Here is a 20,612-nt window from a genome sequence, read left to right as displayed (position 1 = left end):
TCTGCCCGTCATGTAGATACCGGCTTGGCAGCCTTTCATTCATTGCGCTCCAACATGCCCAGCTATCTGTTCATGGCCCTGTGCGTCTTGAATACGGTGGCGATTGTCTGGCTGGCTGCGCACGAGGCGTTCGGATGGCTGGCCGTTGCTCCGCTGATAGTGCTTCAGGCGATCCTGATGATCGGAGTTCAGGAGGCCAAACATCAATGTGTGCATCGCCAGTTCCTCGTTGGCACGCGTCTGAACGATGCAATGGGTGTGTTCACGGCTGCCATTTTCGGCGTCAACTTCGTGGGCTACCGCTGCTTTCACCTCGAACACCATCGCAAAACGTGCCAGGCCGATGATCCCGAAGGGTTGCTGTACCAACAGACATGGCGAACACGCCTGATCAGCCTGTTTGGCGCCGTTGAGCAACTGTGGGTTGCCGTTTCCATCAATTTTTTTTCCCGGCGCTACACACCTCCTCATTCGCTCTGGCGCTGGCGCTGGAACAATGCCTTTCTCGCCATTTTCGTTGCAGCGCTGGCTTTGGGCATCCATGAGGTGCCTCGACAAATCGTATGCGCCTACTTGCTTCCGTATTGCATTTTTGCCTGGCTGGATTTCTGGTTGACCCAGGCCGAGCACTATGGCGTACCGATCTCGGCTCAAGGCTCGCGCCGCGCGCCCGCTGACATCACGACGGATTTATACCTGCCAAGGCCTCTGTCCTGGCTCATTCTGCATCGCTCGCTGCACCGCATTCATCACCACGCGCCGGCGACCCGCTGGTTCCATGCGCACGCTCAATCGATGGCTCTGGCCAAAAGCATGCCCGGCGGCGTGACGGACCTGCTCACCTTCTTTGCGACCTGGATGCGACTCGGTCCCCGACTCTGGAAGTAAGCCATGACAAATGCAACTATCGAACCACGACACACAAAGACTGCCGAGACCCAACACCCCATCCGCACTGTGGAGCGCGCCCAGCTGTTGGCGTGGGGCAAACCCGCCCCATTGCGGTTACTCGTCGCCACGGTTTTCGAGTGGGTGCTTATCCTGTGTGCGGCAGGCCTGGCCATGTACGCCGGCACGATTTGGGCCTCGGTGTTGGACGTTGTGTTCATCGGCACAAGACAGCATGCATTGCTCATCCTGATGCATGAGTTTTCACACCGGCAGTTCAGCCGGACTCGCCCTGTACTCAACGACACGCTTGGCGATTTCCTGACGGCAATCCCATTCACCATCACCATTTTCGGGTTTCGTCGCGACCACACCGCCCACCACCTGCATACCGCGACCGACCGCGATCCCAACTGGGTTTCATGCATGGGACAGGACCGATTCACGTTTCCGAAATCTCCGTTCAACATTGCCATCCTGTTGCTGAAACACTGCGCTGGGCTGTACGGCATCCATGAGTTGAAAACGGCCCTGGTGACTTCAAAAATGGCGTCGCAATGCCCGCCTTCCACGCGGTATAGGCAATGGATTTTCGCCGTTTTTTGCGCGGTGGTTTTCACCTGGCTCCACCTCTGGTTGGCGGTCTTGGTGTACTGGCTCCTGCCACTGTTTACCGTGTTGATGGCCTTGCTGTATTTCCGCGACGTGGCAGAACACTTCGCCATGCCCAACCCCGGTCCTGGAGCATCCCGAACGGTGATTGCAACCTGGTGGGAACGCTTGTTGATCGCCCCCCACGGCGTCGGCTTTCATGCCGAACACCACCTGTATCCTGCCGTGCCGTGCTTTCGCCTTAGGCAGGTGCATGAGGTGCTCGCGAAAGACGAGGCGCATGCCCGGCAGGCGCAAATCACCTATGGCTATTTCTCAGGGTTGATCCGCGAGATCGCTGCCACCGGTACTCCCACTCTATTTGCAAGGCATTGACTCATGGATTACCTAAAGCAGCCTCTGTCCGACAATAGCAGCGAGGCCACTATCTTCAATCCATTCTGGAACGACACATCGATCAAGACCTATCTGTTCGATGCCTGTTCGGTACTGCTTCCTGCGGGTGAGCAATTCGTGATTTCGGTGGTGGAGTCATCTGCGTTGCGATTACAGCAAACGTCGGCTCTTGCCGAACATTCGCGCAACTTCGTGGCCGAGGAACGTGCCCACCAACGAGCGCACAGGTTGTACAACCAGCAACTGGAAACCCAGGGGTTTGAAGTCAAGAAGTTCGAGCACATGATCGAAAAAGATCTCGAGGCTCTTCAGTCGAAATTGTCACTCAATGCGCAATTGGCATTGGCTGCCGCGTTCGAGCACGTGACGGCCGTTATGTCCGCTGCCGCCTTGCGTAAGAACGGCTTGCTCTCGGTCAAGGAGTCACCACAGACCCGCCTGTGGCGATGGCATTGCGCTGAAGAGGTGGCGCACCAGCACGTCACCACGGACCTGGTGCGGTCGCTGGGCATACCCTATTGGCAGCGGATTTTCTTTTTCCTGGCAGCATCGGGGCTCATGGCGTTCGATGTCATTCGCCACATGCACAGTTTTTCCCGCCTCGACATCGCCCGCGGCCGCGTCAGCTCTAAGGAAGTACGGCGTGCCGCGGGCGGCTTGCTGTTGCGCGATGGCGCCAATCTGGCGTTGATGGCAATCAGATGGGCCGCCTACTTTCTTCCACTGAAAAAAAGCTAAGGGGTCAGCTCGATAAAAGAGCGGCGTGGCTAGACGGTTGACGTGACAACCACCTGCTAGAGTGAAAAGCATACCCATCGACTATCCAGCACCGGAGTCGTGCGCCGCCACCTGGACTTTGACTTGAGAAGCGACGTTATTGGCCGGACTGAATGTCACCTTCGGAAAATGAGGAAAACTCTATGAAAGGTTTGCTTCGCGCCGCAGCATTCAGCCTGATGGCGCTTTTCGCAAGTTGTGGTGTCGGTGCTCAGACAGTGCACAGTCATGCGGCGCCTGCCTTCACCGCCACACCGGCCGATCTCCAAGGGGATAGCCAAAAAAATTGATCGTTCCCATGTTCCACGCAGAGTGTAGGGACGGGCGTGCTCGTGAGGGCGACCTGTACCGTCGACATTGGTGTCGAATGTGATGGCCCCTTCGCGAGCAAGCCCGCTCCCACATTTGAACAGTGGTTACCCTTCAAACCACTCTCGCCGCTCGTTGAAGGTGTTGTGGATCAGTTCGACGATCCCCTGCACCTCGGACTCGTTCCGGGAGTCGGCATTGACCGCCATCCACACCTGACGCTGCATCGGTTGCTTGAAGAGCCCGGGCAATGCCACCAGCCCCCGGTCGAATTGGCTCATGTAGTGCGGCAACAAACCGATGCAGGCGCTGCAACGGATCATCTCCAGCATCAGCTCATAGGAATGCAGTTGCACCACTCCCGCCAGACGCTGCTCCACCAGACTGTTCCATGGGCCGAAAGCGGTGACCTGACGGTCGTGCTGCCATTGCACCAGCATGAAATCGGCCAGGTCACCCAGGCTGTCCGGCCGCGCCGTGACCCGTGAATACCGTTTGGCGATGTGCGGCAGATAGTCCAGCCGTGCCAGACGCTGGGGCTCGCTGATGGCGAAACTGGGGCCCGGCAACGGCGAATCGGTACCTGCCAGCCACACCACCACATCGGCACTGATCGCTCGCAGGGACAGTTCGCTGTCCAGGGAGATGATGTCCAGGCGCACACTGGCGTTGCGCCGCAGCAGCGAGACCAGATCACGGCCGAGGATGTGGTGCAGGATTGATTCGGCCACGGCCAGACGAATCAAGGGCTGTTCGATCACTGGCAACTTGCGTTCATGGGCCAAGGCAATCAACTGCGCCTGAAACTGCAAGCCGTCACGACTGAGGGCAAAGCCATTGCCCGAATGGCTGAACAGCGAACACTGCAATTGCGCCTCAAGTTGCGCCAATTGTTTACGCAACTGGGTCGACTTGATGTTGAGGCTGCGGGCCGCTTGCGTGAAACAGCCGCAACGGGCACTGACCCGGAAAGACTGCACCAGCACCGGATCGATTCTGGCCGCCAGCGTGTGCAAGGATTCACGTTGTTTTACGGGCCCGCGGTACTCGGCCACACCCTGACGCCCGGTGGATTCCATGAATGACATTGATGACTCCCTGTCGATCTGTCCTTGAGCGTTTTATCCTGCTGACCGTTCATGAACCTGATGTGACAACCGGGCAAAAATTGAATCAACTGCCTAATGCCTGCACGAGCGAGCGGTGCGGCGATCCGACTTGCCCGCGAAGGCAGCTCCTACAGGGTTTGCGCTTGAATCAACCGCTGGGCGTTTGCCGAAAGCTCACCGCCAGGCGATTCCAGCTGTTGATGGTGCTGACGGCCATCGTCAGATCGACCAGTTCGCCTTCGCTGAACTGCTCCCGAGCCTGAGCGTAAATGTCATCCGGCACATGGCTTTCCGAGAGCAGGGTCACCGCTTCGGTCCAGGCCAGGGCCGCCCGCTCCCGAGGGTTGAAGAAGTTGCTGTCGCGCCAGACCACAATCGCATACAGCCGGCGATCGCTCTCGCCGAAGCGGCGCGCGTCCACCGAGTGCATGTCGGTGCAGAAGGCGCAGCCATTGAGCTGCGAGGCGCGGATTTTGATCAGGTGCAACAAGGCCGGTTCGATGCTCAGGTCGCGGGTCAAGGCCTCCAGGGCGATCATGGCTTTCATCGCTTTGGGCGATGCGCTGTAGTAATCAAGACGGGCGTTCATGGGGCGACCTCATGGATCGAATCAGTGCCTCCACACTAGCCGCCGATGCACCCGTGTTACAGACCCAATTCGTCGAAAAAACCATGGACCGCCCGGCAGCAGGCCAATCGCAGGTTTTTCGCCCACGCAACTTCTGCGCAGCCGTTCATGCGGGTAATCTGGCGCGACGCACAGTCGCCTCAACCGCCCCAGGAGCCCCGCCGGTATGGAACTTCATGTTGTCATCAACGGCCGCAAGGACCTGGCAGGCCAGTTGTACCGGCAACTGCGCGACGCCATCGAGTCCGGTCGCCTGACAGTCGGGACGCAGCTGCCGCCCAGCCGCTTGCTGGCCGAACAACTGGGGATCTCGCGCAAGACCATTTCCGACACGTATGCGCAACTGACCTACGAGAACTTCCTCACCGGCGTGATCGGCAAAGGCACTTACGTCAATGCCCGGCCGGCGAAAACCGTTCGCAAGCAGAGCCACTCGGAGCTGGCGAGCTTTGATGTCATCGAACGCTGGCGCAGCCTGCCGACATTCTTGCGCCACCCGACGCTGGAAGGCTCGTTGCGTTACGAGTTCATCGGTGGCGCCACCAGCAAGGGCCAGTTTCCGCAGGACGATTGGCGCCGCTGCACCTCCCATGCCTTGCGCCAGATTGCCGGTTCCAAAGGTTTCTATAGCCTGCCCGAAGGCCTGCCGGCGCTGCGCAATGCCATCGCACGGCACATTGCGTTTTCGCGCGGGGTCAATTGTCAGGACGAAGACGTGGTGGTGTGCAATGGCGCGCAACAGGCGCTGGACCTGATTTCCCGGGTCCTGACCCAACCGGGCAGCCTCGTCGCCATGGAAGACCCCGGCTACCCGCCGGCGCGCCTGTTGTTCGGGAGCCATGGCGCGACGGTGGTTGGCGTGCCGGTGGATGCGCAAGGCATTCAGGTCGAGCACATTCCGGATGGCACCCGGCTGATTTACGTCACCCCGTCCCACCAGTTCCCTTTGGGCATGCCCATGAGCCAGCCCCGCCGGGAAGCCCTGCTCGCAAGAGCCTATGAGCTGGGGGCGATCATTATTGAAGACGATTACGACAGCGAATTCCGCTACGAAGGCCGGCCCACCGACTCGCTGCAAAGCCTGGATGAGCGCGGTATCGTCGCCTACGTCGGCACTTTCTCGAAGACCTTGTTGCCGGAGTTGCGGCTGGGTTACGCGATTTTGCCACCAGCGATTCTCGAAGCGGTGATCCGCGCCAAGCAGCTCACCGATTTGCACACATCTACCCTGCCCCAATGGGCGCTCGCCAAGTTCATCGCCGAGGGCTGTCTGCTCAAGCACATCCGGCGCTGCCATACGATTTACGCCGGGCGCCGTGAACGGATCCTGGCACGCATGGCGGGTGACCTTTCGCCGTGGTTTGAGGCCGTGCCGACCACGGCCGGGTTCCACATGGCGGTGCTGTGTAAGGTGCCGGTGGATATTCCATTGGTGATCGAATTGGCAAAAAAAGTCGAAGTGGGGCTCTATGCACTGGACAGCTTTTTTTACCAGCAAGCGCCGCGGACCGGGCTTTTCCTGGGGTTCGGCGCGATCGAAACCCTGGACATCGACATCGCCCTGGACCGGTTAAGGGACATTTTGCAGCAGCTCGACTGAGGGATTGGTCTGCGGCTTTATCTGGCGATTGGCTATTGGCGGTCTGGGGGTGCAGGCCTATCCTGATTGGGCGTTATCCCTCAATGAGCAGGATTCGTCCGGCCTGATTCAGGAGTGTGAGCAATGTCCAACGAAGTGATCAACACCGTAAAGGTGCAGGCCGCCGCCGGCCGCTCGGACGAACTGGGTAAGCAACTGCAAAAGATTGTCGACACCCTGCGCGAACTTCCGGGCTGTGACTCCTATATGGTCGACCGCTGCCCCGAGGACGACACCCGCTGGACAGTCAGCGCTCGCTGGCAATCGGAAGCGGCCATGCAATCGCATTTCAACTGCCCCGAAGTGCAAGGCTTTATCGGCCTGATCGACAGCCGCCTGGCCAATGCCGTCGACTTCAACAGCTTTCCGATCGTTTAAAAACAAGATCAAAAGATCGCAGCCTTCGGCAGCTCCTACAGAATTTGCGTCCGCCCGATGTTTCAAGGGTGTACGCGATTCAGTGTAGGAGCTGCCGAAGGCTGCGATCTTTTGATTTTGACCTGCTTGATTGGTCCCCTCACCTTCCCGAAAATTGGCCGTTTGATTGCCCGATAGCGCGGCTTACTGTGGTCGCTGACGACTCACCACCTCAGGTAATCAACGATGAATGCGCTTCGTTTTTTTGCTGCCCCTTTCGCCGCCCTGACGCTGAGCGTTTCAGCCCCGGCATTTGCCCACGACACCGCCCCCCCTTCAGAAAAAGTCACCGTCCTGCAGGACCAGATGCTGAAAAACGCACCCGGTAAAAAAGCCTTGATGATCGAAGTCGATTACCAGCCGGGCCAATCGTCCATCGCCCATAAACACCAAGGCACAGCCATGGCCTATGTGCTTTCGGGGGAGATCATTTCGCAAGTCAAAGGTGAAAAAGCGATCACCTACAAGGCCGGTGAGTTCTGGTACGAACCGGCCGGGTCGGAACATCTGGTCTCGAAGAACGCCAGTGCCACCCAACCCGCCAAGTTGTTGGTGTTCATGGTGTTGGCTCCGGATGAGAAAGTGTTGATTCCTTTGGAGAACTGATCGCGGAGGTGATGCTGATGGCCTCATCGCGGGCAAGCCCGCTCCCACAGGTGACCGGGTTGTTCCAGAAGCATGCGATCCACTGTGGGAGCGAGGCTTGCCCGCGAAGAGGCCCGACCAGCCACCACAAAACCTTCAGACAAAAAAAAGCCCCATCTCTTTCGAGACGGGGCTTTTTCATTCAACGCCTATCAGGCAGCCGGCTCCAGCTCGGCGCTGGCAGTCATATTGGCAGTGGTAGGCACCACCGCTTGACCGCTCAACGCCAGGTCCAGCAGTTCGCGGTTGGCCACCGCGTACATGGCGTAGTCAGTGCCGCTAGCAGCACGGATTTCCACCAGCATGGCGCGCCAGCGTTCGATCATGCCTTCGTGCTCTTCCATCCACAGCGCCAGGCGTGTTTCCACGTCCTGGGTGCCGTCGCCCTGTTGCAGGACGGAGATGGTGATCGCACGTTGTTGCCAATCGACGTCATCACGGAACGCTTCACGGGCCAGGGCCTGCCAGTTGTTTTCAACCGGCAGAGCGCTGATCTGTTGCAGGTACCAGGTGATGTCCAGCGCGCTGCCCACGGCGAAGTAGGCCTTGGCCACGTCCGCTGCGTTCTGGCCGGTCACGTCCGAAGCCTCGATGATCGGCAGCAAGGTGTACAGGTGAGTGGTGCCTGCAACCATGCGCGCCAGCAACTCAGGCACGCCAGCAGCGACGTAAGCCTGGTAGCGGGTCTGCCAGCCTTCGCGGGTCGGGCCTTCCAGCAGTTCGTCGAGCTTGAGGCCCAACGCCGCCAGGTGCGGACCGAAGTGCGCGACGTCACGGGCAGCGTTCTGCTCGTTGCGACGGCTGCGCAGGAACCAGCGCGTAGCACGGCGGCCCAGACGCATCAACTCGTCCATCAGCTCAAGTTGTACGTCGGCCGATACCTGATAATCCAGGGCTTCGATCTGACGGAACCAATGCGGGAGATGGAAGATGTCGCGCACGATCACATAAGCACCGGCCACGTTCGCCGGGCTCATGCCGGTCGACTCTTTGAGTCGTTGAACGAAGGTGATACCCATGTGGTTTACCAGATCGTTGGCGATCTGGGTGCTGACGATTTCGCGCTTCAGGCGGTGACGGCGCATGGCAGCGGAGAACTTGCTCACCAGCGTCGGCGGGAAAGCGGTTTCCATGTCGCGGGTCAGGTAGTCGTCGTCCGGCACCAAGGAGTTGAGCAACGCTTCCTTGAGGTCGATCTTGCTGTAGGAGATCAGAACCGACAGCTCGGCACGGGTCAGGCCATGGCCCGCCGCGACGCGCTCGTTGATCGCCTCTTCAGCCGGCAGGAACTCGATGGCGCGATCCAGCTTGCCGCGGCCTTCCAGATCGTTCATCAGACGCTTGTATTCGGCGATCCGCGGCAAGGCACGACGCGCCGCCAAGGACAATGCCTGGGTCTGCTTGTAGTTGTTGCCCAGCACCAGGTTGCCGACTTCGTCGGTCATGCTCGCCAGCAACTGGTTACGTTGCTTGTCGGTCATGTCACCGGCGTGTACCACTTCGTTCAGCAGGATCTTGATGTTCACTTCGTGGTCGGAGCAGTCCACACCACCGGCGTTGTCGATGAAGTCGGTGTTGGAACCGCCGCCATTGAGGCCGAATTCGACACGACCCAGCTGAGTCATACCGAGGTTACCGCCCTCGCCCACGACTTTGCAGCGCAGCTCGTTGCCGTTCACGCGCAGTGCATCGTTGGCCTTGTCGCCGACATCGGCGTGGCTTTCGGTGCTGGCTTTCACGTAGGTACCGATACCGCCGTTCCACAACAGGTCTACCGGTGCCTTGAGCAAGGCATTCAGCAGTTCGGTCGGGGTCAGCTTGTCAGCCTGAATGTCGAAGCGCTCTTTCATCTGCGGGGAAATCGCGATGCTTTTTGCGCTGCGCGAGAAGATCCCGCCGCCTTCGGACATGATGCTGGTGTCGTAGTCCGACCAGGCCGAACGCGGCAGATCGAACAGACGCTGACGCTCGGCGAAGCTGTTGGCAGGCTCCGGGTTCGGGTCGATGAAGATGTGCAGGTGGTTGAAGGCAGCGACCAGTTGCAGCTTTTCGGACATCAGCAAGCCGTTGCCGAATACGTCACCGGCCATGTCGCCGACGCCTACCACAGTGATGCTGTCTTCCTGAACATTGATGCCACGCTCGCGGAAGTGGCGTTGTACACCGACCCACGCGCCCTTGGCGGTAATGCCCATTTTCTTGTGGTCGTAACCAGCCGAGCCGCCGGACGCAAAGGCGTCGCCGAGCCAGAAGCCGTAGTCGATGGCGATGCCGTTGGCGATGTCGGAGAAGGTCGCAGTGCCTTTGTCCGCCGCCACTACCAGGTACGGGTCATCGTCGTCATGACGCACGACGTTGGCCGGCGGTACCAGCGCGCCGTCTTTCAGGTTGTCGGTGATGTCCAACAGGCCCGAGATGAAGATGCGGTAGCAGGCGATGCCCTCGGCCGCGATCTCGTCACGGCTGCCGCCCAGTGGCAGGCGACGCGGCAGGAAGCCGCCCTTCGCACCCACCGGTACGATGACCGAGTTCTTCACTTGCTGGGCTTTTACCAGGCCCAGGACTTCGGTGCGGAAGTCTTCTTCACGGTCGGACCAGCGCAGACCACCGCGAGCAACGTTGCCAAAGCGCAGGTGCACGCCTTCAACGCGAGGCGAGTAAACGAAGATTTCGAACTTCGGTACCGGCTTCGGCAGCTCTGGAATCTGGTGCGGGTTGAACTTGAAGCTGAAGTAGGACTTGTTCTGACCGTTGGCATCGGTCTGGTAGAAGTTGGTCCGCAGGGTCGCTTTGATCAGGTCCAGGTAACGACGCAGGATGCGGTCTTCGTTCAGCACCTGAACATCGTCCAGTGCTGCCAGAATCGCGTGTTCCAGGCGTTGCTGCTTGTCTTCCAGATCGTCGCTGGTCAGCTTGCGCGCCAGGTAGAAACGGGTCTTGAACAACCGGGTCAACTCGCGAGCGATGTCGGTGTGGTTGTTCAGGGTGCTGGCGATGTAACCCAGGTCGAAGCCCAGACGGATCTGCTTCATGTAACGGGCGTAGGCACGCAGCAGCGCCACATCGCGCCATGGCAGGCCGGCAGTCAGCACCAGGCGGTTGAACGCATCGTTCTCGGCATCGCCACGCACGATGTGGACGAAAGCGTCCTGCAAGGTGTCGTTGAGTTGCTGGATGTCGAGTTCCAGGCCTTCGGCGGCGGTGAACGCGAAATCGTGAATCCAGAATTCGCGGCCATTGTTGTGACGCAGGCGATACGGGAACTCACCCAGCACGCGAAGGCCGAGGTTTTCCAGGATCGGCAACACGTCGGACAACGCCAGCGGCGTATCGGCGTGATACAGCTTGCAGTGCAACATGCGCTGACCGGAGACCTGAGCCAGCGGCTGATAGAAGCTCATGACCAGCGGATTTTTTTCGCTCAGGCTCAGCAGGTGCTGCATGTCGACCACAGCCGAGTGGGCTGCGAAACGCTCGCGGTAACCGGCCGGGAAGCCTTTCGGGAAGTCGGCCAGCACGTTGGTGCCGCTAGCCTCGCCGAAACTTTCAACTGTCAGGCTGGCGTAATCGTCCTGCCAGCTGCGGCAGGCCTGCACCACTTCTTTTTCCAGCAGCAGTGGATCGATATCCAGACGGTTCTTCGGATCGACGCGCAGAATCAGTTGCACACGGGCCAGCACGGACTCGGAGAAGAAAGTCCAGAACTCGCAGTCCGAGGCTTTCAGGCGATCCATCAGCACTTGCTGGATCTTCTGACGCACTTCGGTGGAGTAGATGTCGCGCGGCACATAGGCCAGGCAGTAGCAGAAACGGCCGTACGGGTCTTTGCGCAGGAACACGCGGATCTTGTTGCGTTCCTGGATCTGCACGATCGACATCACGGTGGTGAACAGCTCGTCCACCGGGGTCTGGAACAAGTCGTCGCGCGGCAACACTTCAAGCACTTGGGCCAATTCCTTGCCCAAGTGAGCCTTGGCCTGGAAGCCCGAACGCTGTTCGATGATCTCGACCTTGCGACGGATGTACGGAATGACCCGCACGCTTTCGCCATACACCGACGAGGTGTACAGGCCCATGAAGCGGCATTCTTTAACGACTTTGCCATTGGCATCGATCTGACGGATCGATACGTAATCAGGGTACGCCGGACGGTGGACACGGCTTGGGTGTGCAGCCTTGGCGAACGACAGCGGCGTCGGTTCACGCAGGTAGTTCACGGCGTAGTCTTCGATGCGCAGATCATCGACGGTCAGGCCGGCGCGCAGCAGTTTGGTCAGGCCGAGGAACGAGTTCTGGTCATATTCGATGTGACCGCCGTTCTGATCCTCGCCCACCACGAATTCTTCGTAGCCCAGGAAGGTGAAGTGGTTGCCCACCAGCCATTCCAGGAAGCTCTTGATTTCGGACTTTTCGTCGGCGTTGATGATGAACTGGCTGTTGTCGATGCCTTCGATCAGCTCCTGGACCTTGGCTTTCATCGGTTCGAAATCGGCGACCGCGACGCGGACTTCACCGAGAACCTGCTCCAGCTCTTTGGTCAGGACGTTCAGTTCGGCCGTGTTGGCGCAACGGTCGATTTCCAGGTACATCAGCGATTCTTGCAGAATGCCTTCGCCCTGGGTGCCTTTCGGCAGGATCTCCAACAGCTCGCCCTTGCTGCCGCGACGCACGCTCAGCACAGTGGTTTGCAGGGTATGGATGCTGTAGCCGCGACGGTTCAGCTCGGTGCGCACCGAGTCCACCAGAAACGGCAGGTCGTGGTGCAGCACTTCGACCGCGGTGTGGGTCGACTGCCAGCCGTGGCGTTCGTAATCAGGGTTGTAGACGCGCACTTGCGGATGCGCGTGATCGAAGCGCTCAAGCAGGCGCCACGCAGAAAGGGTGCAGCCGGCGAGATCGGACAGCCGACGCTGGGTCAGTTCGTCCAGGGAAATAATGCCGAAGAATTGTTCGGCGAACAGCGCCACTTGTGGCAGTGCCTGTTCACTGATGTGCTGCGCCAGTGCCGCTTGCAGTTGGTGCTGGAAGTCGGCTTTGCTGGCTGCGGTGAAGAACGCCATCTGTGGTACTCCGCTTGGGCTTGTTATTGATGGAAGCGTCGCGTGCAAACCCCTTTCGGGGCAATCCGTCACCCTGTTCCTGATTCTCGGGCAGAGGAAACAGGATGACAGGTGGGTGAAGCTGGACGAGACACTCAGGTCACATTCACCTTCCATTGAATGGGCATCTGCAAAAACGACTGCCGAGGCAACAGGCAATGCCTTTACGGGTGCTCATCCGTTGCGCAGCTTAACGAGTGCGGCAAGGGCCGTGCTTGCAGCGCTGCGACATATTCGGTCATCGGCACGTAACTCGCGGCATGTGCCTCGAACAACACTAGCAGCCGCGCAGCAAAACGGGCGCTTTATGCCCGGTTTTACGGTACATGCGTGCCAAAAATGACCAGTAACACCCAGAATGTTCACGACACATCTTCTGACACTCAGGCGAGCAGAAATTCCCCGGGGCTGGCAGAATTGCCTTTTGTTACGTTCACCACGCTCGCCGAGCCAGGATTTTCCCATGCAAATGACAACTGACCTCTTGATCGTCAACCCGTGCGACGAAGAAGAAGACAACTTGGCCATGCTCTGCTGCAACAGCGTCGAGGGCGAAATGTTCCTGATGAGCCGTTTTCCGGACGAGGATGAGCTGGAGATCATCTTCCACGACAAGCCTTCGGCCCTCAACGGTGTGAAAGTCACCCTCAGCCCTGACCGCCTGCTGATCGAAATCGCCGCCGCGGACGTCGATGTGCTCGATGGCGAAGATTCGCTGGAAATTCTGCATAGCACCGATGCGCAGGATCTGGCGGAAGTGGAAGAAACCTTGCGGAACATTCTTAAAGGTACCGGCACTTACATCAGCCAGCTCTGATGGTGTTCGGGCGGACCTTATCGCGGGCAAGCCCGCTCCCACAGGGCCTGATGCGTTGCAAAGATTGCAAGCACACCGCTGAAACTTGTGGGAGCCGGGCTTGCCCGCGATGAGGCCAGAACAGCCACCGCCCGGCCCACCCTACAAATTTCCAACAATTTCACCCATCAATTCCCGCACTTTGCACAAAATGCCGTTAGTCGCCGCACCCTGCGATGGATTAAAGTAACGCCCCCAGCCCTGGCGTTATTCGAACGTCTTCGGTCACCCTTTCCAGGAACAGTCATCGATGGAACATCGTGAAGCGCTGCTCGCGCTGCGAACCTTTCTTTCAACGCAGATTCTCGGCCAGGAAAAACTCATCGAGCGCTTGCTCATCGCCTTGCTCGCCGACGGCCACATGCTGGTCGAGGGCGCCCCGGGGCTGGCCAAGACCAAGGCCATCAAAGAGCTCGCCGAAGGCATCGAAGCACAGTTCCATCGCATCCAGTTCACCCCCGACCTGCTACCGGCCGACATCACCGGCACGGAAATCTATCGCCCGGAAACCGGCAGCTTCGTGTTCCAGCAAGGCCCGATTTTCCACAATCTGGTGCTGGCGGACGAAATCAACCGTGCCCCGGCCAAGGTCCAGTCGGCCCTGCTCGAAGCCATGGGCGAACGCCAGGTCAGCGTCGGGCGCAGCACCTACGACCTGTCGCCGCTGTTTTTGGTCATGGCCACGCAAAACCCCATCGAGCAGGAAGGCACCTACCCGCTGCCCGAAGCCCAGCTCGACCGTTTCCTGATGCACGTAAAAATCGGCTTCCCTGACGCCGCCGTCGAGCGCCGGATTCTGCAACAGGCTCGCGGTGAAGCGCTGCACGGCGAAACCAAGCCCGAGCGCCGGGTCAGCCAGCAGGCGATCTTCGCCGCGCGCAAGGAAATCCTCGGGTTGTACATGGCCGACGCCGTGGAGGAATACCTGGTGCAACTGGTCATGGCCACACGCACGCCGGCCAAGTTCGACCCGGAAATGGCCGAATGGATCGCCTACGGCGCCAGCCCGCGGGGCTCCATTGCCCTGGACCGTTGCGCCCGGGCCCACGCCTGGCTCGCCGGTCGCGACTTCGTCAGCCCGGAAGACATTCAGGCGGTGCTGTTCGATGTGTTGCGCCACCGCATCATTCTTTCCTTTGAAGCCGAAGCCGCTGGCATCGACCAGGACCGGGTGGTCCAGCGGATTCTCGACGTCGTAGCCGTCGCTTGACCCCGATGAACGCCCTCCTGCCGCCCGAGCCGGGCATCCGTGTCAGCCTCGCCGAGCTGATCGAGATGCGCCATCGCGTGCGTGAAGTGCAGCTGTTTTCCACACCGAGCCAGCGCAGCCCGCTGATCGGCCTGCACCACTCAAAACTGCGCGGGCGCGGGGTGGACTTCGATCAGGTGCGGGTCTATCAGGCCGGTGATGACGTGCGCAGCATCGACTGGCGCGTCACCGCACGGACTCAGGAACCCCACACCAAGCTGTTCCACGAAGAACGCGAGCGACCAATTTTCATCATGGTCGAACAAAGCCGCCGGCTGTTTTTCGGCTCGGGGCTGATGTTCAAATCAGTGCTTGCCGCCCAGGCAGCGAGCCTGATTGGCTGGGCCGCTTTGGGCCATAACGACCGGGTCGGCGGGCTGGTGTTCGGCGACGATGAGCACTACGAGATAAAGCCGCGACGCAGCAAACAGAGCCTGCTGCAACTGCTCAACCGACTGGTGCGGGTCAATCAGTCGCTGCACACCGAACGCGAGCCGGACCGCGACGCCTTCGGCATTGCCCTGCGTCGCGCCCGGGAAGTATTGCGCCCCGGCAGCCTGGTGATCGTGATCTGCGATGAACGCGCCTTGTCCGACGGTGCCGAGCAGCAGTTGAGCCTGTTGTCACGTCATTGCGACCTGTTGCTGCTGCCCGTGTCCGATCCGCTGGATCACGCCCTGCCCGCTGCCGGGCTTTTACGTTTCGCGGAACGGGGGGCGCAGCTGGAACTCGACACATTGAATTTCGACTTGCGCCAGGCCTATCGCGCGCAAGCGGAAGCGCGTATCGCCCGCTGGGAGCTGCTGGCGCAGAAGTTGCGGGTATTGCTGATGCCTTTGAGCACCCAAAGCGAAATGGTCGAGCAACTGCGCGAATACCTGAACCCGCAGCGTCCGGGGAAAGGTCGATGAGCAGCCTCGATCAACTGCAACCGCTGATTTCCCCGCCACCGATCGGCTTCTGGCCCCCGGCGCCGGGCTGGTGGCTGCTGCTGTTATTGCTGCCATTGATCGGTTTCGGCCTGTGGCAGTTGCGCCGTTTCATTCCGAACAAGCGCCCTATCGTCCGCGCCGAACAACCGCTGGACCCGGTGCGTCTCGCGGCGCTGGCCGAACTCGCCCGGATGCCCAAGCCCTACGACGGCGCCCCGGCCGGTGCCTGGCTGCAGCAACTCAATGGCTTGCTCAAACGCCTGTGCCGCAACCATTACCCCTACAGCCAGAGCCACACCCTTAACGGACGCAAATGGCTGGCGTTCCTTGATAACCGCTGCCCGGCCGCCGGCCTTACACGCTGGATGGTGCTGGTGGAAGGCGCCTACAAACCCGAATGCAAACTCGACGACAAGGCCATCGCCGGCCTGACTCAAGCCGTCGACACCTGGATTCGCAAACATGTTTGAGTTCGCCTGGCCGTGGATCTTCGCCCTGCTGCCACTGCCGTGGCTGATGCGGGTGCTGCTGCCGGTCGCCGACAGTGGCGAACCGGCGCTCAAAGTCAGCTTCCTCAGCGACCTCGAAGGCCTCGCTCGCCGCCGTGCCCGGGCGAATCTGCCAGCGTGGCGTCAGCAAGCACCGTTCATTTTGCTGTGGCTGTTATTGCTGATCGCCGCCGCGCGCCCGCAATGGCTCGGCGAACCTCTGCCGGTTGCCGCCAGTGGCCGCGATCTATTGGTGGCGGTGGACGTGTCCGGCTCCATGGACTTCCCCGACATGCAATGGCAGGACGAAGAGGTCAGCCGACTGTCACTGGTGCAGCATTTGCTCGGTGATTTTCTCGAAAGTCGTGACGGCGATCGGGTCGGGTTGATCCTGTTCGGCAGCCAGGCCTATCTGCAAGCGCCACTGACCTTCGACCGGCACACCGTGCGCATTTGGCTCGACGAAGCGCGGATCGGCATCGCCGGCAAGAACACCGCCATCGGCGATGCCATCGGCCTGGCCCTCAAACGCCTGCGCCAACGCCCGGCACAAAGCCGCGTGCTGATTCTGGTCACCGATGGCGCCAACAACGGCGGCGAGATCGACCCGCTGACCGCCGCACGCCTAGCGGCCACAGAAGGCGTGAAAATCTACCCGATCGGTATCGGCGCCGACCCGGAACAAAGCGGCACCCTGGGATTCCTGGGAATCAACCCGAGCCTGGACCTCGACGAACCGGCCTTGAAAGCCATCGCCCAAGCCACCGGTGGCCAATACTTCCGCGCCCACGACGGCGAGGAATTGCAGGCGATCAAGCGCACCCTCGACAAACTGGAACCGGTGACCCAGCAACCCACTCAGGCCCGTCCGGCCCAAGCGTTGTATCACTGGCCTTTGGCGATGGCGCTACTGTTAAGCATGCTGCTGGTGATCCGCGAGCGCTGGCCTGATAACCCGTTGCAACGGCTGTTTAGCAAGGAGCTGTTTACCAAAGAGCGGTTTCTACAAACGCAACTGCCCGACTGGCGTCAGCGACTCAAACGCCTGCGTCTGCGGAGGCGCCGATGATTGCGCTCTGGCCGCACTGGTTCCGTCCCTGGTGGCTGCTGTTGTTGCCGTTACTGGGTTGGCTGCTCTGGCAACTCTGGCACCGGCAGAAACGCGCCGGCCGCTGGCAAATGATTCTGCCGCCGGCCTTTCATGCCGCGTTGCTCAGTGGTGGCAGCGGTCGCGAAAGCAAACTGCCATGGGTCGCCCTGGGCCTGGCCTGGGTGCTGACCGTGCTGGCCCTGCTCGGGCCGAGCTGGCAGCGCGTCGAACAAACCAGCCAGAAACCCGCCGACCCGCTGGTGGTGTTGCTTGAGCTGACCCCGGAAATGCTCGCCACCGATGTTGCGCCGAACAGGCTGGAACAAGCCCGGCGCAAACTGTTCGATCTGCTACAAAATCGCAGCGACGCGCAGACAGCGATCATTGTCTACGCCGGCAGTGCCCACACCTTGGTGCCGCTGTCGGATGATCTGTCGACCAGTCGCAACCTGCTGGATGCACTCAAGCCGTCGCTGATGCCCCAAGCCGGTCATCGTGCCGATCTGGCGGTGGCCAAGGCCCTTGCGCTGCTGGATCAGGGCGCCCTCGGCCAAGGTCGGATCCTGCTGATCGGTTCGTCGCTGACGGAACAGGAACGCCAAAGGATTCGTCAGGCGCTGGACGACAAGTCCACGCAATTTCTGATGCTCGGTATCGGCACCGCCGAAGGGGCGCCGGTCGCGCAGGACGACGGCAGTTTCCTCAAGGATGACCTGGGCGCAATTCTGGTGCCCCGTCTGGACGGCCCCAGCCTGAAAGCCTTTGCCAACGGCCTGGGCGGACGTTATCGCCAGGCGCGACTGGACGATGCCGACCTGCGTGGCCTTGGCCTGTTCGACGGGCCACGGGATCTGCGCAACGACGGCCAGACATTGCGCCTCGACACCTGGGCCGATCAGGGTTACTGGCTGCTGCTGCCGCTGTTATTACTGGCCGCCTGTGCCGGGCGCCGGGGTTGGCTGTTCTGCCTGCCACTGCTGTTCCTGTTGCCACAACCGAGTTACGCCTTCGACTTCGAAGACTTGTGGCTGCGTCCCGATCAGCAGGGCCTGCACTTGCTCAAACAAAAGCGCCCGGCCGAGGCCGCGCAGCATTTCGAAGATCCGCAGTGGCGGGGTGTGGCGCTCTATGAAGCCGGCGACTACAGTGGCGCCGCCCAGCGGTTTGCCCAAGGCACCGACGCCCACGCCCACTACAATCGGGGTAACGCCCTGGCCAAAAGCGGTGAGCTGGAAGCGGCACTGGATGCTTACGATCAAGCACTTGAACGTCAACCGGATCTGCGTCCGGCCCTGACCAACAAGGCGCTGGTGGAAAGCCTGCTCAAACAGAAAACCTCAGCGCCGCCCGTCGAGCCGGACAAAACCGCCGATGGCAAAACCGAAACCATCACCCAGGAACCACCGCCAGGCAGCGCCACCCAACCCAGCAATGGCGAGCCGAAAGCCGACGCCGAGCAAACCACCCCGGACGCCGAGCAGCCCCCCACGACGCCACCGCAACCGGGTGCCAATGAAGTCCCGGGCAGCGAGTTGGGCGATGAGCAAAGCACCACGCCACCACGGCACCCGGCCAGCGACATGATCGAAGGCGAACAGCGCCAGGCGCTGGAGCAATGGCTGCGCAAGATCCCGGATGATCCCGGCGAACTGCTCAGACGCAAATTCTGGTACGAACAGCAACAACATCAGGATCAGGAAAAAACTCGATGACCCGCTTCACCGCCTTCTTGCTCGCATTGTTGCCCGCCCTGTTGCTCTGCACCGTTCAGGCCCAGGCTGCGGAGCTGGTCGCCAGCGTCGATCGCAGCCGCCTGAATTCCGGCGAGACGGTCGAACTGACCCTGGAAACCAGCGACGTGACCCAGTTCGGCAAGCCCGACCTGACCCCGCTGGAACCGCTGTTCGAAGTGCGCGGCACCCGCCAGGTCAACCAACTGAACACCCTCAACGGCGACACTCAGGCGACCACCCGCTGGATCATCACCCTGCTGCCCCGGCAAAACGGCAGCGTGGTGATTCCATCGCTGCAACTGGGCGACGTCCAGAGCCAGCCGATTACCGTGCAGGTGATCGAGAGCGAAACCCAGGACAGCAGCAATACACTGGAGCCAGTGTTCATCGAGGCCAGTCTCGACCAGAGCAGCGTCTATGTGCAGGCTCAGGCGATCCTGACCTTGCGCATCTACCATTCGGTGTCGCTGTACGACGACAGCAGCCTGACCCCCTTGCAGATTCCCGATGCGCGCATCGAACAGCTGGGCGAGTCGCGCACCTACGAAAAAGTCATCAACGGATTGCGCCATGGCGTGATCGAAATGCGCTACGCGATCTACCCGCAACACAGCGGTGAATTGACCATTCCGGCGCAGATGTTCAGTGCCACGCCGGTCGATACCCGGCCGTCCCAGGACGCAACACCTCAAGGGCCGAAACCGGGCAAGCAGATGCGCGTCAGATCCGCCGAGATCCCGCTGACGGTCAAGGCCAAACCCGCCACGTATCCGGCCGATGTGCCCTGGCTGCCAGCCCGCAGCCTGAGCCTGAGCGAAAGCTGGAGCCCGGAACCGGATCATTTGCAGGTCGGCGACTCGCTGACCCGCAGCCTGACCCTGAACGCCGAAGGCCTCGCCAGTTCGCAATTGCCACCGTTGCCCGCCACCGAAATCAACGGCCTGCGGCGCTATCCGGATCAACCGGTGCTGGGCAACCAGAGCAGCGAGCGCGGCTTGATCGGCAGTCGCGAGGACCGTGAAGCCCTGGTGCCGACCCGTACCGGCAACATTGATTTGCCGAGCGTTGAAGTGGTCTGGTGGAACACCTTCGAGGATCACCTGGAACACAGCAGCCTGCCGGCCCGCACGCTACAAGTGGCGAGCAATCCAAGCCTGATCGTCGATACACCGGCGGGCAGCCCGCAGGCGATGTCCGGTGCCAGCAACGAAGCCCTCTGGTGGTGGAAACTCAGCACTGTGATTCTGGCCTGCACCACCCTGCTGGGCTTCGGCCTCTGGTGGCGCGCTCGCTGGCAACCGGCGATCCTGCGAGCGGCGCAGACCGGCCCGAGCCCACGCACCTTGCTCGACGACCTCAAGCGCTCCTGTCAGGCCAACGACACTCACGCCACCCGCCAGGCCCTCGACGCCTGGGCCCGGCAACAACCGGAAACCCTGGCCGACATGGCGGCGCGTTTTGTGCCGCTGTCCGATGCGCTGGACGGCCTGAATGGCGCGCTGTACAGCGAAACCGGCCAGTACTGGCAGGGCGAAGATCTCTGGCGCGCGATTCGTGCAATCCCGACGGCCGAAGGGGTTCAGGATCTGGTCGGCGATACCGGGTTGCCGCCGCTTTATCCGAAATAGAATCAAAAGATCGCAGCCTTCGGCAGCTCCTACGGGTGTACACCATTCCAATGTAGGAGCTGCCGAAGGCTGCGATCTTTTCTGCCCTTCTGCATTCCCGACCTTTTGCCAGTAAAC

The 20,612-nt window shown here is 60.7% G+C and carries 17 protein-coding genes; 14 read left to right on the top strand and 3 right to left on the bottom strand.

What is annotated here, in order from left to right; translation table 11 throughout:
• Positions 1-54: 54 nt before the first annotated feature.
• The 4 genes from KGB18_RS06400 (at position 55) to KGB18_RS06385 (ending at position 2,963) form a co-directional block, all read left to right on the top strand.
• A complete protein-coding gene (locus tag KGB18_RS06400; protein WP_201060317.1) occupies positions 55-888 on the top strand; it encodes a fatty acid desaturase family protein in 834 nt (277 codons plus the stop codon).
• Between the two features lie 3 nt (positions 889-891).
• Positions 892-1,875, top strand: a complete 984-nt coding sequence (locus KGB18_RS06395) for a fatty acid desaturase family protein (protein ID WP_223569548.1) — start codon at positions 892-894, stop codon at positions 1,873-1,875.
• 3 nt (positions 1,876-1,878) lie between these two features.
• Entirely contained in the window at positions 1,879-2,634 is a 756-nt protein-coding gene (locus tag KGB18_RS06390; protein ID WP_223569547.1) for a metal-dependent hydrolase, read from the top strand.
• A 182-nt stretch (positions 2,635-2,816) separates the two neighbouring features.
• Positions 2,817-2,963 carry a hypothetical protein gene (locus KGB18_RS06385; RefSeq protein WP_187326501.1) on the top strand — a complete coding sequence of 49 codons (147 nt, stop codon included), beginning with the start codon at positions 2,817-2,819 and terminating at the stop codon, positions 2,961-2,963.
• A gap of 126 nt (positions 2,964-3,089) precedes the next feature.
• Here the strand turns inward: KGB18_RS06385 and KGB18_RS06380 are convergent, their stop codons facing one another.
• Together KGB18_RS06380 and KGB18_RS06375 are read right to left on the bottom strand one after the other, a co-directional pair.
• Positions 3,090-4,070: a LysR family transcriptional regulator gene (locus KGB18_RS06380; protein ID WP_123722971.1), complete on the bottom strand. Its 981-nt coding sequence runs from the start codon at positions 4,068-4,070 to the stop codon at positions 3,090-3,092.
• Positions 4,071-4,239: 169 nt separating this feature from the next.
• Positions 4,240-4,680: a carboxymuconolactone decarboxylase family protein gene (locus KGB18_RS06375; RefSeq protein WP_123722972.1), complete on the bottom strand. Its 441-nt coding sequence runs from the start codon at positions 4,678-4,680 to the stop codon at positions 4,240-4,242.
• Positions 4,681-4,885: 205 nt separating this feature from the next.
• Between KGB18_RS06375 and KGB18_RS06370 the strand changes: the two genes are divergently transcribed.
• The 3 genes from KGB18_RS06370 (at position 4,886) to KGB18_RS06360 (ending at position 7,381) form a co-directional block, all read left to right on the top strand.
• Entirely contained in the window at positions 4,886-6,319 is a 1,434-nt protein-coding gene (locus KGB18_RS06370; RefSeq protein WP_123722973.1) for a PLP-dependent aminotransferase family protein, read from the top strand.
• 123 nt (positions 6,320-6,442) lie between these two features.
• Entirely contained in the window at positions 6,443-6,736 is a 294-nt protein-coding gene (locus KGB18_RS06365) for an antibiotic biosynthesis monooxygenase family protein (RefSeq protein WP_008010413.1), read from the top strand.
• Positions 6,737-6,961: 225 nt separating this feature from the next.
• Entirely contained in the window at positions 6,962-7,381 is a 420-nt protein-coding gene (locus tag KGB18_RS06360; protein ID WP_123722974.1) for a cupin domain-containing protein, read from the top strand.
• 191 nt (positions 7,382-7,572) lie between these two features.
• Here KGB18_RS06360 and KGB18_RS06355 read toward each other — a convergent pair whose 3' ends face one another.
• Positions 7,573-12,480, bottom strand: coding sequence for an NAD-glutamate dehydrogenase (locus KGB18_RS06355; RefSeq protein WP_123722975.1), 4,908 nt, complete (start codon positions 12,478-12,480; stop codon positions 7,573-7,575).
• A 502-nt stretch (positions 12,481-12,982) separates the two neighbouring features.
• Here KGB18_RS06355 and KGB18_RS06350 point away from each other — a divergent pair.
• The 7 genes from KGB18_RS06350 to KGB18_RS06320 all read left to right on the top strand — a co-directional run bounded on the left by KGB18_RS06350 (position 12,983) and on the right by KGB18_RS06320 (position 20,495).
• Complete coding sequence (locus KGB18_RS06350; protein ID WP_123722976.1) at positions 12,983-13,336, top strand: hypothetical protein; 354 nt, start codon at positions 12,983-12,985, stop codon at positions 13,334-13,336.
• A gap of 289 nt (positions 13,337-13,625) precedes the next feature.
• The gene (locus KGB18_RS06345) at positions 13,626-14,585 is read left to right on the top strand and encodes an AAA family ATPase (RefSeq protein ID WP_007901181.1); all 960 of its coding nucleotides are present in this window, start codon (positions 13,626-13,628) and stop codon (positions 14,583-14,585) included.
• 5 nt (positions 14,586-14,590) lie between these two features.
• Positions 14,591-15,535 carry a DUF58 domain-containing protein gene (locus tag KGB18_RS06340; protein ID WP_123722977.1) on the top strand — a complete coding sequence of 315 codons (945 nt, stop codon included), beginning with the start codon at positions 14,591-14,593 and terminating at the stop codon, positions 15,533-15,535.
• Positions 15,532-16,026, top strand: a complete 495-nt coding sequence (locus KGB18_RS06335) for a DUF4381 domain-containing protein (protein ID WP_007901179.1) — start codon at positions 15,532-15,534, stop codon at positions 16,024-16,026. The genes KGB18_RS06340 and KGB18_RS06335 overlap by 4 nt, the downstream gene beginning before the upstream one ends.
• Entirely contained in the window at positions 16,019-17,113 is a 1,095-nt protein-coding gene (locus tag KGB18_RS06330; protein WP_223569546.1) for a vWA domain-containing protein, read from the top strand. Before KGB18_RS06335 ends, KGB18_RS06330 begins: the two co-directional genes overlap by 8 nt.
• Positions 17,110-18,846, top strand: a complete 1,737-nt coding sequence (locus KGB18_RS06325) for a tetratricopeptide repeat protein (RefSeq protein ID WP_223569545.1) — start codon at positions 17,110-17,112, stop codon at positions 18,844-18,846. The genes KGB18_RS06330 and KGB18_RS06325 overlap by 4 nt, the downstream gene beginning before the upstream one ends.
• Positions 18,843-20,495 carry a BatD family protein gene (locus KGB18_RS06320; RefSeq protein ID WP_123722979.1) on the top strand — a complete coding sequence of 551 codons (1,653 nt, stop codon included), beginning with the start codon at positions 18,843-18,845 and terminating at the stop codon, positions 20,493-20,495. The genes KGB18_RS06325 and KGB18_RS06320 overlap by 4 nt, the downstream gene beginning before the upstream one ends.
• The last annotated feature ends 117 nt before the right edge of the window (positions 20,496-20,612 follow it).

It is taken from the genome of Pseudomonas sp. BF-R-26 (assembly GCF_019947395.1).
Taxonomy (GTDB): Bacteria; Pseudomonadota; Gammaproteobacteria; order Pseudomonadales; family Pseudomonadaceae; genus Aquipseudomonas; species Aquipseudomonas farris.
The sequence above is the reverse complement of the archived record's forward strand: the minus strand, read 5'-3'. Positions and strand labels throughout refer to the sequence as shown.

Coding starts and splice junctions, on each gene's coding strand:
- KGB18_RS06325 (WP_223569545.1), top strand. CDS start 17,110: ATGATTGCGCTCTGGCCGCACTGGTTCCGTCCCTGGTGGCTGCTGTTG.
- KGB18_RS06385 (WP_187326501.1), top strand. CDS start 2,817: ATGAAAGGTTTGCTTCGCGCCGCAGCATTCAGCCTGATGGCGCTTTTC.
- KGB18_RS06320 (WP_123722979.1), top strand. CDS start 18,843: ATGACCCGCTTCACCGCCTTCTTGCTCGCATTGTTGCCCGCCCTGTTG.
- KGB18_RS06370 (WP_123722973.1), top strand. CDS start 4,886: ATGGAACTTCATGTTGTCATCAACGGCCGCAAGGACCTGGCAGGCCAG.
- KGB18_RS06345 (WP_007901181.1), top strand. CDS start 13,626: ATGGAACATCGTGAAGCGCTGCTCGCGCTGCGAACCTTTCTTTCAACG.
- KGB18_RS06335 (WP_007901179.1), top strand. CDS start 15,532: ATGAGCAGCCTCGATCAACTGCAACCGCTGATTTCCCCGCCACCGATC.
- KGB18_RS06390 (WP_223569547.1), top strand. CDS start 1,879: ATGGATTACCTAAAGCAGCCTCTGTCCGACAATAGCAGCGAGGCCACT.
- KGB18_RS06365 (WP_008010413.1), top strand. CDS start 6,443: ATGTCCAACGAAGTGATCAACACCGTAAAGGTGCAGGCCGCCGCCGGC.
- KGB18_RS06330 (WP_223569546.1), top strand. CDS start 16,019: ATGTTTGAGTTCGCCTGGCCGTGGATCTTCGCCCTGCTGCCACTGCCG.
- KGB18_RS06355 (WP_123722975.1), bottom strand. CDS start 12,480: ATGGCGTTCTTCACCGCAGCCAGCAAAGCCGACTTCCAGCACCAACTG.
- KGB18_RS06380 (WP_123722971.1), bottom strand. CDS start 4,070: ATGTCATTCATGGAATCCACCGGGCGTCAGGGTGTGGCCGAGTACCGC.
- KGB18_RS06360 (WP_123722974.1), top strand. CDS start 6,962: ATGAATGCGCTTCGTTTTTTTGCTGCCCCTTTCGCCGCCCTGACGCTG.
- KGB18_RS06350 (WP_123722976.1), top strand. CDS start 12,983: ATGCAAATGACAACTGACCTCTTGATCGTCAACCCGTGCGACGAAGAA.
- KGB18_RS06395 (WP_223569548.1), top strand. CDS start 892: ATGACAAATGCAACTATCGAACCACGACACACAAAGACTGCCGAGACC.
- KGB18_RS06400 (WP_201060317.1), top strand. CDS start 55: ATGCCCAGCTATCTGTTCATGGCCCTGTGCGTCTTGAATACGGTGGCG.
- KGB18_RS06340 (WP_123722977.1), top strand. CDS start 14,591: ATGAACGCCCTCCTGCCGCCCGAGCCGGGCATCCGTGTCAGCCTCGCC.
- KGB18_RS06375 (WP_123722972.1), bottom strand. CDS start 4,680: ATGAACGCCCGTCTTGATTACTACAGCGCATCGCCCAAAGCGATGAAA.